The following is a 14,555-nucleotide window of genomic DNA, read 5'->3' as shown; positions in this document are numbered from 1 at the left end:
CCGCGGCCGCGGGCGGTGGATCAGACGCGGGTGGCCCAGAACGCCACGGCCGAGGCTGCGGCGACGTTGAGCGAGTCGACCCCGCCCGCCATGGGGATCCGCACGACGACGTCGGCGGCCTCGACGGTGCCGCGGGCGAGCCCGTCGCCCTCGGTGCCGAGCACGAGGGCCACCTTCGCGCTCGCTGCGGTCACGGCCGGCGAGGCGGCGAAGTCGTCGAGGCTCATCGAGTCGTCGGAGAGCGCCAGCGCGGCGACGGTGAACCCGGCGCCCCGGAGGTCCGCGACCCCGCCCGGCCACGCGTCCAGCCGCGTCCACGGGACCTGGAAGACGGTGCCCATCGACACCCTCACCGACCGGCGGTAGAGCGGGTCGGCGCAGCGGGGGGTGACGAGGACGGCGTCGACGCCCAGCGCGGCGGCCGAGCGGAACATGGCGCCGACGTTGGTGTGGTCGACGATGTCCTCCAGGACCGCCACCCGCCGCGCACCGGCACCGCCGCGCGCCCCGGCGAGGACCTCGGCGACCGACGCCAGCGGCGGCCGGTGCATCGCGGCGAGCGCCCCTCGGTGGAGGTGGAAGCCGGTGATCGCCCGCAGCACCGGCTCCTCCGCGACGAACACGGGCGCGACGTAGCCGTCGTCGGTGGTGCCGTCGGAAGCGTCGCCGGTGGTGCCGTCGGCGTCATCGGCACCCGCGTCGGCGTACGGCTGGTCGGAGCCCGTCGCGGCCGCGACGACCGGCGCCATCGACTCGAGCCACTTCTCCGCCATGAGGAACGAGCGCGGCCGGTGCCCGGCCTCGACGGCCCGGCGGATGACGTTGGAGCTCTCGGCGATGTACAGGCCCTTGGCGGGCTCGTGCTTCGAGCGCAGGGCGACGTCGGTCAGGCCGGTGTAGTCGCCCAGGCGCGGGTCGGCGGGGTCGGTGATGCGGATGAGGGGCACGGGGCGGCTACTCCTCGACCACGGCGGCGGCGAACTGCGAGGAGTACAGGTCGGCGTACGCCCCGCCGGCGGCGAGGAGCTCGTCGTGGGTGCCCTGCTCGACGATCGAGCCGTGCTCCATGACGAGGATCCGGTCGGCGTCGCGGATGGTGGAGAGCCGGTGGGCGATGACGAAGCTCGTCCGGCCCTTGCGCAGCTCCCCCATGGCGTGCTGGACGAGCACCTCGGTGCGGGTGTCGACCGAGGAGGTCGCCTCGTCGAGGATGAGGATCTGCGGGTCGGAGAGGAACGCCCGGGCGATGGTGATGAGCTGCTTCTCACCGGCGGAGATCGCGCCGCCCTCGTCGTCGACGACGGTGTCGTAGCCCTCGGCGAGGGAGTGGACGAACCGCTCGACGCCGGTGGCCCGCGCCGCGTCGCGGACCTCCTCGTCGCTGGCGCCGGAGCGCCCGTAGGCGATGTTCTCGGCGATGGTGCCGTTGAAGAGCCAGGTGTCCTGGAGCACCATGCCCACCTGCTTGCGCACGTCGTGCCGGCTCATCTGCCGGGTGTCGACGCCGTCGAGGAGGATGCGGCCGGCGTCGATGTCGTAGAAGCGCATGACGAGGTTGACCAGGGTGGTCTTGCCGGCCCCGGTGGGCCCGACGATCGCGACGGTCTGGCCCGGCTCAACGACGAGGTCCAGGTGCTCGATGAGCGGGGTGTCGGCCTCGTAGCGGAAGCTGACGTCGTCGAAGAGGACCCGGCCGCGCACCTGCTCGGGCGTGCGGGGGGCGGCGGGGTCGGCGCTCTCCTCGGGGGCGTCGAGCAGCTCGAAGATCCGCTCGGCGGAGGCGACCCCGGACTGGACGAGGTTGGCCATCGAGGCCAGCTGGGCGAGCGGCTGGGTGAACTGGCGGGAGTACTGGATGAACGCCTGGACCTCGCCCAGCGTGATCGCCCCGGACGCCACACGCAGGCCGCCGACGACCGCGACGAGGACGTAGTTGAGGTTCGACACGAACCCCATCGCCGGCATGATCGTGCCGGAGATGAACTGCGCGCGGAAGCTGGCGCGGTAGAGCCGGTCGTTCTCGGCCTCGAACGTCCGGGCGAAGGAGTCGCCGGCGTTGAAGGCCGTGACGACCTCGTGCCCGGTGAAGGCCTGCTCGACCTGCCCGCCGAGGTCGCCGGTGGACTTCCACTGCGCGACGAAGTGCGGCTGGGCGCGCCGGGCGATGAGCATCGTCATGACCGCCGAGACGGGCACGGTCACCAGCGCGATGAGGGCAAGCTGCCAGGACAGGACGAACATCATCACGAGCACGCCCACGACCGTCAGCAGCGACGTCACGAGCTGGGAGAGCGTCTGCTGGAGCGACTGGGTGACGTTGTCGATGTCGTTGGTCACCCGCGAGAGGACGTCACCGCGGGGCCGGCTGTCGAGGTGGCCCAGGGAGAGCCGGTCGATCTTGGCCTGGACGTCCTCACGCAGGCGGAACCCGGTGCGCTGGACGACGTGGGCCAGGATGAGACCCTGCGCCCACAGGAACACCGCCGAGAGCACGTAGACCGCCAGGACGACGACGATCTGACCGCCCAGGGCGTCGAAGTCGATTCCCTGCCCGGGCACCACCCCGGTGCCCGAGACGAGGTCCGCCATGCGGTCCTCTCCCGCCGCGCGCAGCGCCTCGACGGCCTCGTCCTTGGTGCTGCCCGCGGGCAGCATCCGGCCCACGACACCGTCGAAGACGATGTTCGTGGCGTCGCCGAGGAGCTTGGGGCCCATCACGGCCAGCGCCACCGAGACGGCGCCGAGGACGACGACGGCGCCGAGCCACGCCCGCTCGGGGCGCAGCGCGGCGAGCAGCCGGCGCAGCGAGCCGCGGAAGTCGGCGACCTTGGCCGGCGGGGCCGCGCCCAGGCCGCCGTGCGGTCCGCCCCCCATGGGGCCCCGGCCGCTCACGCTGCCTCCTCCGCGGTGATCTGGGACAGGACGATCTCCCGGTAGGTCTCGTTGCCGGCCATGAGCTCGGCGTGGGTGCCCAGGCCGACCACCCGGCCCGCGTCGAGGACCACGATCTGGGCGGCGTCGCGGATGGTGGCCACCCGCTGGCCGACGACCAGGACGGTCGCCCCGGCCGTCGCCGCGGGCAGGGCCGCCCGCAGGCGGGCGTCGGTGGCGTAGTCCAGGGCGGAGAAGGAGTCGTCGAAGAGGTAGACGTCCGCGGGGCGCAGCAGGGCCCGGGCGATCGCCAGGCGCTGGCGCTGCCCGCCGGAGAAGTTCGTCCCGCCCTGCTCCACGGGAGCCGCCAGCCCCTCGGGCAGCGCCTCGACGAAGTCCCGCGCCTGTGCTGCCTCGAGGGCGGCCCAGATCTGCTCCTCGCTCGCGCCGGGGCTGCCGTGGCGCAGGGTCGAGGCGATGGTCCCGGAGAAGAGGTAGGCCCGCTGCGGCACCAGGGCGATCCGGTCCCGCAGCTCACCGGGGTCGAGGTCGCGCACGTCGGTCCCACCCACGCGCACCGAGCCACCGGTGACGTCCAGCAGGCGGGGGACGAGGTTGAGCAGGGTGGTCTTGCCCGCACCGGTGGAGCCGATGACCGCCGTCGTGCGGCCCGGCTCGAGCCGGAGGTCGACGCCGGTGAGGACCGGCTCGTTGGCGCCGGGGTAGCCGAAGGTGGCGCCTTCGAGCTCGACGACGAGCCCGCGCCCGGTGCCGTCACGGGCGGGCAGCCGGCGCGGCTCGGGCGGGGCGGTGATCTCGGGGTCGGTGGAGAGAACCTCGTCGATGCGCTCGGCGCTGACCTCCGCGCGCGGCACCATCATGAACATCATCACCGCCATGAGGACGGACATGAGGATCTGCATGAGGTAGTTGAGGAACGCCACCAGCGAGCCGACCTGCATCTCGCCGGTGTCGATCCGCCCCGCGCCGAACCAGATGACGGCGACGGAGGAGACGTTGATGATGAGCATCACCGCGGGGAACAGCAGCGCCAGGAGCCGGCCGACGCCCAGGGCCGTCTCCATGAGGGCGGTGTTCGCCTCGGCGAACCGGACCCGCTCGGTGCCCTGACGGTTGAACGACCGGATGACGCGCACGCCCGAGATCTGCTCGCGCATGACGAGGTTGATGCGGTCGAGCCGCTCCTGCATCTGCCGGAAGAGCGGCCGCATCCGCACGAGCATGAAGCCCATGACGCCCAGCAGCAGGGGCACCACGACCACGAGCAGGCCGGACAGGGCCACGTCCTGGCGCAGGGCCATGACGACGCCGCCGACCATCATGATCGGCGCCATGACCATGATCGTGAAGGTCAGGACCGTGACCATCTGGACCTGCTGGACGTCGTTGGTGGTGCGGGTGATGAGGGACGGCGCCCCGAACCGGCCCATCTCCGCCACGCTGAAGCGCTGGACCCGGCCGAAGACGGCGGCGCGCAGGTCGCGACCCGCGGCCATCGCGGTGCGCGCGCCGAGGTAGACCGCGCCGATCGCGCAGGACACCTGCACGGCGGTGATGGCCAGCATGAGGGCGCCGGTGCGCCAGATGTAGCCGGTGTCCCCGGTGAGGACGCCGTTGTCGATGATGTCGGCGTTGAGGCTCGGCAGGGACAGCGCGGCAAGGGTCTGGACGACCTGCAGCACGACGACGATCGCGACGTCCCGCCCGTAGGGGCGCAGGAAACGGCGCAGGACACGCAGGAGCATCGGACCTCTTCGACGGCAGGGGCGGACCCGGCAGCGGGTGACCAGGACAAACCCTACGCCGCGTGGGTGACGACGGGCCGGGAGGCAGGTGCCTCCCGGCCCGTCGTCGGCCGGACCGCTCCTAGCGCTGGTCGGGCCGCTCGCTGCCCTCGTCGGTGGGCTGCGGCGGGGCGAAGCGGGTGGTGTCCTCCTGCTCGGCGCCCCCCTCCTGCGGGCCGGGACCGCCCGGGGAGGTGCGGGTGCGCTCGCTGAGCTCCTCGGCCTGACGCTGCGCCTGCAGCCGGGCACGCTCGCTGCCGGCCTCGAGGGCGTCCTCACGGGCCTGGGCGGCAGCCCGCCGCTCGGACCGGGTCTGCTCGCTCTCGGCGGGGGCCTGCCCGCGCTCGGCCGAGCGGGAGAACGGCGAGCCGGACCGCTCGCCGGCGGTGGTGGCCTCCGACGTCGCCCGGGCCGCCTCGCCCCGGGCCTGCGCGAGCGCCTCGTCCGGGTCCTGCAGGGTGGTCTCGCCGAGCTCCTTGGCCATCCCCGACCCGTAGGTGCCGAAGTCGACGGTGGGGTGCGCGCCGTCGTCGAGGTCGCCGTCGTCCCCGCCCGGCCCGCCGGTGCCGACGCCCCCGAAGCCCTTGGTGATGCCGTTGAGCGCGGCGGTCAGCTCGGTGGGGATCACCCACAGCTTGGACGCGGAGCCGTTGGCGATCTCGGGCAGCATCTGCAGGTACTGGTAGGCGAGGAGCTTGCTGTCGGGCTTGCCGCGGTGGATCGCGTCGAAGACCTGGAGGATCGCGCGGGACTCGCCCTGGGCCCGCAGGATCGCGGACTGCGCCTGCCCCTCGGCGCGCAGGATCGCCGACTGCTTCTCGCCCTCGGCGGTGAGGATCTGCGACTGCTTGACACCCTCGGCGGTGAGGATGGCGGCGCGGCGGTCACGCTCGGCACGCATCTGCTGCTCCATCGCGCCCTGGATGCTCTGCGGCGGGTCGATCGACTTCAGCTCGACACGGTTGACGCGGATGCCCCACCGGCCGGTGGCCTCGTCCAGCACCCCGCGCAGCTGGCCGTTGATCTGGTCACGGCTGGTGAGGGTCTGCTCGAGGTCCATCGAGCCGATGACGTTACGCAGCGTGGTCACCGTGAGCTGCTCGATACCGGTGATGAAGTTGGCGATCTCGTACGTCGCGGACTTGGGGTCGGTGACCTGGAAGTACAGCACCGTGTCGATGCTCACCACGAGGTTGTCGGAGGTGATCACCGGCTGCGGCGGGAAGGACACGACCTGCTCGCGCAGGTCCACGCTGGCGCGGACCCGGTCGACGAACGGGATGAGGAAGTGCAGGCCGGCGTACATGGTCGTCTGGTACTTGCCCAGACGTTCGACGATGAGCGCCACCGCCTGCGGCACGATCCGCACGGCGCGGCTGATCGCCACGACGACGAACAGCGCCACGAGCAGCAGGACGACGAGGGCGACGGTGCCGCCGAGGGACTCGAGCACGATTCTCCTTCGATGGCCGGCCGGGGTCGGCTCAGCCGTAGGGGGTGGTGGGCACGGGCTCGACGACGGCGATCGCGCCGTCGATCCGCACGACCCGCACCGTGGTGCCGGCGGGCAGGACGGTGCCGTGGCCCGCGGCGCGCGCGGTCCAGACCTCGCCGAGCAGCTTCACGCGCCCGGCCCGGTCGGTGACGTCGATGAGGACGGTGGCCTCGCGGCCGACGTGGGCGGCCACGTTGGTGAGGGAGTCGGGCGTGCTGCGGTCCAGCGCCCTCTTGGCCCAGGGCCGCACGCCGAAGAGGAGGACGATCGAGACGACGGAGAACACGAGGATCTGCGCCCACACCGGCGCGCCGAGGACCGCCAGGAGCATCGCGGCGAGGGCCCCGCCGGCGAACATGAGGAAGATGAGGTCCACCGTGAGCATCTCGACCACACCGAGGACGAGCGCGCCGCCGAGCCACCAGAGCCAGGCCATGGTCACACTCCCCTCGATGTCGTCACGATCCTAGCGAGCGGCCCACGCCGATCTGCCGGATTCGTCTAGCCGAGCGCGTCGCGGGCGTCGCGGGCGTCGGGTGCGCTGTGGGCGCCGTGGTCGTCGGCGTGCGCGCGCGAGGCGCGAGCGCTGTAGCGGTCCCGGTGCCGCTCGACCTCGAGCTCGAGGCCGAACGCCCGCGAGAGGTGCTGCGGGGTGAGCACCTCCTCGAGGGGACCTGCGGCCTCGACCGTGCCCTCGCGCAGGAGCAGGGCGTGGGTGAATCCGGGCGGGATCTCCTCGACGTGGTGGGTGACGAGGACGAGCACCGGCGATCGCCGGTCCCCGGCGAGCTCGGCCAGGGCACCCATGAGCTCCTCGCGACCGCCGAGGTCGAGGCCGGCGGCGGGCTCGTCGAGGAGGAGCACCTCGGGGTCGGGCATGAGCGCCCGGGCGATCTGGACCCGCTTGCGCTCCCCGGAGCTGAGGGTGCCGTAGGTCCGCTCGGCGAGGTCCCCCACGCCGAAGGCGTCCAGGAGCGCCGCGGCACGGGCGGTGTCGACGTCCTCGTACTGCTCGCGCCAGCGCCCGGTCATGCCGTAGGAGGCGGTGAGGACGACGTCGAGCACCCGCTCGCCCGCGGGCAGGCGCTGGTCCAGCGCCGCGGAGGCGAGGCCGACGAGCGGGCGGAGCTCGGCGACGTCCACCTGGCCCAGTCGCTCGCCGATGATGTCCACCGTGCCCGAGGTCGGGTGCAGGCGGCCCGCGACCAGCTGGATGACCGTCGTCTTGCCGGCGCCGTTGGGCCCGAGGACCACCCAGCGCTCGCCCTCGTCGACGGACCAGCTCACGCGGTCGAGGATCAGCTTCGCCCCGCGCCGGACGGAGACGTCGTTCAGCTCCAGCACATCACCCATGGCACCGACCCTAACGGGACCGCACCGGTGGCCCCCGCGCGGGCGCGCCGGGCCGGTGGGACGCCGCCGTGCCGGGCTCGTATCGTTGCTCCATGCCCGGCCCCGCGATCCTCACGCTGCCCGTCTCGGTGATGCTGGCGATCTGGCTCCCCCACGTCGACGGCGCCCCCTCGGCCCGGCGGGCCGCCCGGGCCGTCACGGGCACCGACGAGCCGCACCGGGTCCTCGAGCACGGCGGCGACGACCAACCCGCCCGGTCGCTGGCGGAGCTGATCCCGCGGCTCGGGCCCGTCGTCGAGACTGCCGCGATCCTGCCCCGTCCGGGTGACCCCATGGGCGCGCCCGCGGTGCGCTCGGCCGAGCTCGTCGACGCCGGGGAGGGCGTGCTGCTGCGCCGCACCCGGGGCGGGCGCGAGACCTGCGCGGTGCTGGTGCCCGAGCGGGAGCGGTTCGGCAGCGTCTTCGAGGAGGGCGAGATGGTCACCTGGTCGGTGCACCACGACGTCACCGAGCACGTCCCGGCACCGAGCCTGTTCCTCGCCGGCGTGGACTCCCTCTCCCAGGCGCGCCGGGACATCCAGCTCGCCCTGACCGAGGCCGTGGAGACCCTCGAGGACCTCGAGGTCGCCCGCGAGCGCCCGGACCTCGCCGACCGGCTCCTCGACATCTCCGTCGCCGGCCTCGCCGAGCCGCTGCCGCCGATCGACCCGCGGCGGCTCGACGTCCTGGAGCGAGCGGCGCGGCTGCTCGCCATCGTCGAGCTGGCCACCTCCGACGACGGCGGGGCCCGGACCGCCGCCCAGGTGCAGGAGCGCCGGGCGGCGCTGCGCGCCGTCGACCGGGCGGCCCGGCACGCGCTCAGCGCGGCCTCCGCCACCCGGGCCCCGCACTGACCGCTGCGGGGGCCCGGGCCGGGGACCGTCAGAGCACGCTGCGGTAGACCTCCAGCGTGCGCTCGGCGATCGCCTCCCACGCGAAGTGCTCCTCCACCCGGCGGCGGGCGGCGACCCCCATCTCGGCCGCGCGGGCCGGGTCGGAGACCATCGCCGTCAGGGCCTCGGCGAGGTCGTGCTCGAACGCCTGCGGGTCCACCGGGGTGCCGGTGCCGTCCTGCACCTGCTCGATGGGGACGAGGGTGCCGGTGACGCCGTCGTCGATGACCTCCGGGATCCCGCCGGTCGCCGAGCCGACGACGGGCAGACCCACGGCCATGGCCTCGAGGTTGACGATGCCCAGCGGCTCGTAGACCGAGGGGCACACGAACGCCGTGCCAGCGGCGAGCACCGCGACGAGCTCCTCTCGCGGCAGCATCTCCTCGATCCACACCACGCCGTCACGGCGGTCCTGCAGGCCCTCGACGAGGGAGGTGACCTCGGCGGCGATCTCGGGGGTGTCGGGGGCGCCGGCGCACAGCACGAGCTGGACCTCGGGGGGCAGCTGCTCGACCGCGCGCAGGAGGTGGGGCAGGCCCTTCTGGCGCGTGATGCGCCCGACGAAGACCACCGTGGGCCGCGCGGGGTCGATGGCCAGGCGGGCGAGCGTGGCCCTGGCGGCCTCCTCCTGCGCTGCGCCGGTGGGGCGGCGCCACCCGTCGAGGTCGATCCCGTTGTGGACGACGTGCACCTTGGCGGGGTCGACCTGGGGGTAGGAGCGCAGGATGTCCTCGCGCATGCCGCCGGAGACGGCGATGACGGCCGCGGCGCTCTCGTAGGCGGTGCGCTCGGCCCAGCTCGAGAGGGCGTACCCGCCGCCGAGCTGCTCGGCCTTCCACGGCCGGAGCGGCTCGAGGGAGTGCGCGGAGAGCACGTGGGGGACGCCGTTGAGCAGCCCGCCGAGCGTGCCGGCGAGGTTGGCGTACCAGGTGTGGCTGTGGACGAGGTCGGTCCCGGCGAGGTTCGCGGCCATCGTCAGGTCCACGCCGAAGGTGCGCAGGGCGGCGTTGGCCGAGCTGAGCTCGGGCAGGTCGTCGTAGCCGGTCACGGGGACCTCGACGTCGTGGTCGGTGTCGCCCGCCGGACGCGGACCGTCGAACGCGTGGACCCGCACGTCGATGCTGCGGCGCAGCACCCGGGCCAGCTCGGTGACGTGCACCCCGGCACCGCCGTAGACGTGCGGCGGGTACTCACGGGTGAGGAGATCGACCCTCATCGTTGAACGTCCTGTTCTTCCGGGCGGCGGGACGGCCCGGGCGGGCCGGTGACCGGCGGTCGTGGCAAGCATGCCCCCTGGGGCGGTGATCCGCGCAACACCAGGCCACGAGTTGCCATCCGGGCGCGCCGATCGCGTGACGGCAATATGGTTTCGGGCATGGCATCCCCACGAGTACTTGCGATCGTCCTGGCCGGCGGCGAGGGGAAGCGGCTGATGCCGCTGACCATGGACCGGGCCAAGCCCGCGGTGCCGTTCGGGGGCATCTACCGGCTGATCGACTTCGCGCTGTCGAACATCGTCAACTCGGGGTACCTCAAGATCGTCGTGCTCACGCAGTACAAGTCGCACAGCCTCGACCGGCACATCGCCAAGACGTGGCGCATGTCGAACCTCCTGGGCAACTACGTCGCCCCCGTGCCCGCGCAGCAGCGGGTCGGCAAGCACTGGTTCCTCGGCAGCGCCGACGCCGTCTACCAGTCCCTCAACCTCATCGACGACGAGCGGCCCGACATCGTCGTCATCGTGGGCGCGGACAACATCTACCGCATGGACTTCTCCCAGATGGTGTCCCAGCACATCGACTCGGGGTTCCCCCTCACGGTCGCGGGCATCCGGCAGCCGCTGGCGCTGGCCGACCAGTTCGGCGTCATCCAGGCCGACAAGGACAACCCGCACAAGATCGCGGAGTTCCTGGAGAAGCCCAAGGACGCGCAGGGGCTGGTGGACTCCCCCAACGAGGTGCTGGCCTCGATGGGCAACTACGTCTTCGACGCCGACGCCCTGGTCGAGGCCGTCACCGCCGACGCGAAGGACGACTCCTCCAAGCACGACATGGGCGGCTCGATCGTCCCGGCGTTCGTCAGCGACGGCGCGGCGGGCCTCTACGACTTCACCTTCAACGACGTGCCGGGAGCGACCGACCGCGACCGCAGCTACTGGCGCGACGTCGGCTCCGTGGACGCCTTCTACGAGGCGAACCAGGACCTCATCTCCGTGTTCCCGGTCTTCAACCTCTACAACGACGACTGGCCGCTGTTCACCGGGTACACCGGCCTCCCGCCGGCGAAGTTCGTCTACGGCCACCGCGAGCGCCTCGGCCACGCCCTGGACTCCCTCGTCTCCCCCGGCGTCATCGTCTCCGGCGGGGAGGTGGTCGGGTCCGTGCTCTCCCCCGGCACCCGGGTGAACTCCTGGTCCTCGGTGCGCGACTCCGTCCTCTTCGACGGCGTCCAGGTGGGCCGCAACTCCACGGTCTCGCGAGCCATCCTCGACAAGTACGTCGTCGTGGAGGAGGGCGCCCAGGTCGGGCTGGACCACGACCAGGACCGCGAGCGGGGCTTCACCATCACCGAGTCGGGCATCACCGTCGTGCCCAAGGGCATGGTCGTCAAGCGCTGAGCACCCCCGCGCGTCACCGACGCCGGACCGTAGGCTGCCGGGCGTGAACGCCTCCCCGGACCGCCCCACCCTGCGCGTCGGCCTCGTCTCGCCACGGCCGCTGCCGGTCTCGCTCGTGGAGCACGCGCGCGAGCTGGTCGCCGCCGTGGCCGACGACGCCGCGCTCGTGACGACCTCGCGCGGCGGGTGGTTCGCCGTCGCGGTCACGGCCTCGCTCCGCGACGGCGGTGGTGCCGGCGCCGTCGACGCCCGGCACCTGCGGACCGAGCTCGGCGGCCCGGCGGCGGCGCTGGGCGTCGACGTCGGCGTGACGACGGGCGCGCTCGCCCAGGACGGCCCGGGCCTGCTCGTCATGGACGTCGACTCCACCCTCATCACCGCCGAGGTGATCGAGCTGCTCGCCGAGCACGCGGGCACCCGCGCGGAGGTCGCCGCGGTCACCGAGAGGGCCATGCGTGGTGAGATCGACTTCGCCGACAGCCTGCGCGCGCGGGTCGCCACCCTCGCCGGGCTCGACGTGGCCGTCCTCGCCGACGTGCGCGCCGCCGTCGAGCTCACCCCCGGCGCCCGTGAGCTCGTCGAGGCGGTGCACGCCGGGGGCGGCCGGGTCGGCGTGGTCTCGGGCGGGTTCGTCGAGGTGGTCGAGCCCCTGCGGGCCGGCCTGGGCATCGACCACGCGGTGGCGAACGCGCTCGAGGTCCGCGACGGCCGCCTCACCGGGCGCACCCTCGGTCCGGTCGTCGACCGGGCCGCGAAGGAGGCGCAGCTGCGCCGGTGGGCCGCGGCCGACGACGTCCCGCTCGAGCGCGTCGTCGCGGTCGGCGACGGCGCGAACGACCTGGACATGCTCGGTGCGGCCGGGTTCGGGGTCGCCTTCCGGGCCAAGCCCGTGGTGCAGGAGGAGGCCGACGCCGCCGTCACGTTCCCCCGGCTCGACGCCGTGTGGGGCCTGCTCGGTCGCTGACCTCCCGCCGCGGGCCGGACTCACCGTGCCGACCCGGACTTGCCACGCCGACCCGGACGAGGTCGCGCAGGCGCCGCCCGGACTTGCCACGCCGACCCGGACGAGGTCGCGCAGGCGCCGCCCGGACTTGCCACGCCGACCCGGACGAAGTCGCTCCGATGGCTGCTGATCACGACCATGTGGGCAACCGCGCGACGGGTCAGCCGGTGAACCTGCTCGGATGGCTGCTCATCACGACCAGATCAGCAGACTCGTCACCGACGGCCTGATCAGTCCTCGGCCTCCGACGGCGCGGTGGTGACGAGGCCGTAGCCCGTCTCCGTGGTTACCACGGCGGCTCCGCCGGCCGAGAACAGCACGGGGACGGCGAGACCCGCCGAGCCCGCCTCGCCGTACGCCTGGGCCTCAGCGCCGGTGGCGTTGAGCACCTGGAGGGCGTCGCCGACCCGCATGTAGACCAGTGCTCCGCCCGCCGCGGCGAGGCGCGTGTCCGCCACCGGCACCTCCCAGGGCTCGCCGGTGGCCGGAAGCCCTGTCACGCCCTCCTCACCGAGCGCGACCACCGTGCCGGAGCTGGGATCGCGGCGGGCGTCGGCCACGTCGGTCGCCAGGACCGCACCGTCGGCGAGATCGACCAGGGCGCCGGTTGCGTCGCCCGGCTCACCCAGGAGGGCGGTGCCGTGCGGCGGCCGGGCACCGGCCACAGCGGTCGGCGTCCCGTCGAGGCCGAGCGAGGCGAGCGACACCCGCCAGGCCGTCGTACCGCCGGCGGCGTCGGTCGCCACGAGCTCGCCGTCCACGGCCGTCAGCACCGTCCCGTCGTACTCACCGACGACCGCGGTGTCTGAGCCGTCCGACTCGTCGGCGAGGACCTCGCCGGTGGCCGGGTCGAGGACCACCCGGGAACCGGTCTCGCCCACAGTCGCACGCGGAGCCGCGGCCGAGAACACGAGTCCCGGACCGTGGTGGGGCCCGGGCACCTCGACCGGACCCCAGACCCGCTCCCCCGTGGTGAGGTCGTAGGCGGTGGCGGTGGTGCCCGCCACGGCGTCGTCCGTCGGCGCGAGGTCGGTGAGGACGGCGAGGGCCCGGTCCCCGGCTCGGGTGAGGGCGAAGCCGGTGCACGACGGCGGACGGGCGGCCTCCCAGAGCACCGTTCCCTGCTCGTCCGCGGCCACGAACCTCAGCGCGGCGCCGTCGACCGTGTCGCCGTCGGCCCCGTCACCGTCCGACATGTCGCCGTCCGACATGTCGCCGTCAGACGTGTCACCGTCCGCGGTGGGCTCGGCCAGGCCGAGGAAGATCCCGTCGAGCTCCTCCGGCACCTGGTCCCAACCGGGCTCGACCATGCGGAACGGTGCCAGCGGCAGGGGCAGGGAGGCGCCGGTGGGCGCCGTCGGGGCAGTCTCCCCGACGACGACAGGGGTGGGGTCCACCGGTGCGCCGTCGTCGCCGGTGTCCGCGCACCCGGCCAGCGCCGCGAGGACCAGGACGGCCCCGGCGCCGCCCCGGCGCAGCGCGACCCGTCGGGTGGCGCGCGTCATGACTGCCTCCTGGCGGCGTCGGGCTCCGCCACCGCAATGGGCTCGCCCGCGACAACGGGCTCCGCCGCGACGTCGGGCTCCGCAACGGCAACGCGCTCGCCTGCGGCAACGGGCTCAGCCGCACCGGCCGGGTCGTCGCCCGGCTCCTCCGCTGCGCGACGGCGCAGGACGAACCACACCGCCAGCGCGGCGAGCGCCGCCACGACGATGACCACCTGCTCGGGGACGGCGGCCGAGACCGTGAGGACCGCCCGCTGGAGCTGCGCGAGCAGCGCCGCGGGCAGGAGCTCGGGCAGGGCGGCCATGCCGTTGGTCCTGAGGAAGACGACGCCGACGGCGACGAGCAGCACGCCGGTGATCACCGAGGTGGTGTGCAGGCGCAACGGCCCCACGGCCAGCTCCCGGCCGCGCAGCCGCGCCCGCCCGGCCGTCCCGAGCCGCCCCCACGCGGCAACGAGGAGGAACAGCGGCACGACCATCCCGGCGCCGTAGACCGCGAGCAGACCCCCGGCGGCCACGAGGTTGTCCTCGGTGGCGGCCATGGTGAGCACGGCACCGAGGATCGGACCGGAGCAGAAGCCGGCGATCCCCGAGACGGTGCCGAGGAGGAACGACCGGGTCACCCCGGTGCGCCGCGGCGCCGTGGCCTGGATGTTCCGCGCCCCAGGGAGAACCCGGGAGAGGTCGAAGCCGAACCCGAGGATCTGGGCGATGCCGAAGGCGACGATGAGCCAGCCGGCGACCGTGATGAGCAGGTCACGCTCGGTGGTCACGAGCGACCCCACGAACGACGCACCCAGCCCCAGCGGGACGAGCGTGAGCGAGAGGCCCACGAAGAAGACGGCGCCGTGCGCGAGCAGGCGGGATCCCGCGCCGAGCGTCGAGGCGAAGAACGCCGGCAGCAGCAGCGCGCCGCACGGGCTCAGGAGGGCGAGGACACCACCGAGGAACGCGGCGAGGAGGCTGATCTCCAC

At 73.6% G+C, this 14,555-nt stretch carries 12 protein-coding genes; 3 read left to right on the top strand and 9 right to left on the bottom strand.

The window, feature by feature from the left end:
• Positions 1-20 precede the first annotated feature (20 nt).
• From EDD32_RS12795 to EDD32_RS12770, 6 genes are all read right to left on the bottom strand, one after another.
• Positions 21-947 (bottom strand): TrmH family RNA methyltransferase, encoded by a 927-nt coding sequence (locus EDD32_RS12795; RefSeq protein WP_123918046.1) that lies wholly within the window; start codon positions 945-947, stop codon positions 21-23.
• Positions 948-954: 7 nt separating this feature from the next.
• The gene (locus EDD32_RS12790; protein WP_123920521.1) at positions 955-2,874 is read right to left on the bottom strand and encodes an ABC transporter ATP-binding protein; all 1,920 of its coding nucleotides are present in this window, start codon (positions 2,872-2,874) and stop codon (positions 955-957) included.
• Positions 2,875-2,888: 14 nt separating this feature from the next.
• Positions 2,889-4,637 carry an ABC transporter ATP-binding protein gene (locus EDD32_RS19185; RefSeq protein WP_123920520.1) on the bottom strand — a complete coding sequence of 583 codons (1,749 nt, stop codon included), beginning with the start codon at positions 4,635-4,637 and terminating at the stop codon, positions 2,889-2,891.
• 121 nt (positions 4,638-4,758) lie between these two features.
• Positions 4,759-6,129, bottom strand: coding sequence for an SPFH domain-containing protein (locus tag EDD32_RS19180; protein ID WP_211338813.1), 1,371 nt, complete (start codon positions 6,127-6,129; stop codon positions 4,759-4,761).
• Between the two features lie 31 nt (positions 6,130-6,160).
• Complete coding sequence (locus EDD32_RS12775) at positions 6,161-6,607, bottom strand: NfeD family protein (RefSeq protein ID WP_123918044.1); 447 nt, start codon at positions 6,605-6,607, stop codon at positions 6,161-6,163.
• A 65-nt stretch (positions 6,608-6,672) separates the two neighbouring features.
• The gene (locus EDD32_RS12770) at positions 6,673-7,524 is read right to left on the bottom strand and encodes an ABC transporter ATP-binding protein (RefSeq protein WP_123918042.1); all 852 of its coding nucleotides are present in this window, start codon (positions 7,522-7,524) and stop codon (positions 6,673-6,675) included.
• 92 nt (positions 7,525-7,616) lie between these two features.
• On the opposite strand from EDD32_RS12770, the gene EDD32_RS12765 reads away from it, so the two are divergent.
• A complete protein-coding gene (locus EDD32_RS12765) occupies positions 7,617-8,417 on the top strand; it encodes a hypothetical protein (protein ID WP_123918040.1) in 801 nt (266 codons plus the stop codon).
• 28 nt (positions 8,418-8,445) lie between these two features.
• Here the strand turns inward: EDD32_RS12765 and glgA are convergent, their stop codons facing one another.
• Positions 8,446-9,672: a glycogen synthase gene (gene glgA / locus EDD32_RS12760; protein WP_123918038.1), complete on the bottom strand. Its 1,227-nt coding sequence runs from the start codon at positions 9,670-9,672 to the stop codon at positions 8,446-8,448.
• Positions 9,673-9,831: 159 nt separating this feature from the next.
• On the opposite strand from glgA, the gene EDD32_RS12755 reads away from it, so the two are divergent.
• On the top strand, positions 9,832-11,073 hold the full coding sequence (locus EDD32_RS12755; RefSeq protein WP_123918036.1) for a glucose-1-phosphate adenylyltransferase: 1,242 nt from the start codon (positions 9,832-9,834) through the stop codon (positions 11,071-11,073).
• Positions 11,074-11,116: 43 nt separating this feature from the next.
• Positions 11,117-12,037, top strand: a complete 921-nt coding sequence (gene serB, locus EDD32_RS12750) for a phosphoserine phosphatase SerB (RefSeq protein ID WP_246006120.1) — start codon at positions 11,117-11,119, stop codon at positions 12,035-12,037.
• Between the two features lie 269 nt (positions 12,038-12,306).
• Here serB and EDD32_RS12745 read toward each other — a convergent pair whose 3' ends face one another.
• Together EDD32_RS12745 and EDD32_RS12740 are read right to left on the bottom strand one after the other, a co-directional pair.
• Entirely contained in the window at positions 12,307-13,581 is a 1,275-nt protein-coding gene (locus EDD32_RS12745) for a PQQ-binding-like beta-propeller repeat protein (RefSeq protein WP_123918034.1), read from the bottom strand.
• The gene (locus EDD32_RS12740; protein ID WP_123918032.1) at positions 13,578-14,555 is read right to left on the bottom strand and encodes a cytochrome c biogenesis CcdA family protein; all 978 of its coding nucleotides are present in this window, start codon (positions 14,553-14,555) and stop codon (positions 13,578-13,580) included. Before EDD32_RS12740 ends, EDD32_RS12745 begins: the two co-directional genes overlap by 4 nt.

This window comes from Georgenia muralis (assembly GCF_003814705.1).
GTDB lineage: Bacteria > Actinomycetota > Actinomycetes > Actinomycetales > Actinomycetaceae > Georgenia > Georgenia muralis.
Note: the sequence above shows the minus strand (reverse complement) of the source record. Positions and strands in the feature narration are given on the sequence as shown.

Excerpts from the sequence above, each read along its gene's own strand:
- glgA (WP_123918038.1), bottom strand. The coding sequence starts at position 9,672 with ATGAGGGTCGATCTCCTCACCCGTGAGTACCCGCCGCACGTCTACGGC.
- EDD32_RS12775 (WP_123918044.1), bottom strand. The coding sequence starts at position 6,607 with ATGGCCTGGCTCTGGTGGCTCGGCGGCGCGCTCGTCCTCGGTGTGGTC.
- EDD32_RS12745 (WP_123918034.1), bottom strand. The coding sequence starts at position 13,581 with ATGACGCGCGCCACCCGACGGGTCGCGCTGCGCCGGGGCGGCGCCGGG.
- EDD32_RS12790 (WP_123920521.1), bottom strand. The coding sequence starts at position 2,874 with ATGGGGGGCGGACCGCACGGCGGCCTGGGCGCGGCCCCGCCGGCCAAG.
- EDD32_RS12765 (WP_123918040.1), top strand. The coding sequence starts at position 7,617 with ATGCCCGGCCCCGCGATCCTCACGCTGCCCGTCTCGGTGATGCTGGCG.
- EDD32_RS12770 (WP_123918042.1), bottom strand. The coding sequence starts at position 7,524 with ATGGGTGATGTGCTGGAGCTGAACGACGTCTCCGTCCGGCGCGGGGCG.
- EDD32_RS19185 (WP_123920520.1), bottom strand. The coding sequence starts at position 4,637 with ATGCTCCTGCGTGTCCTGCGCCGTTTCCTGCGCCCCTACGGGCGGGAC.
- EDD32_RS12755 (WP_123918036.1), top strand. The coding sequence starts at position 9,832 with ATGGCATCCCCACGAGTACTTGCGATCGTCCTGGCCGGCGGCGAGGGG.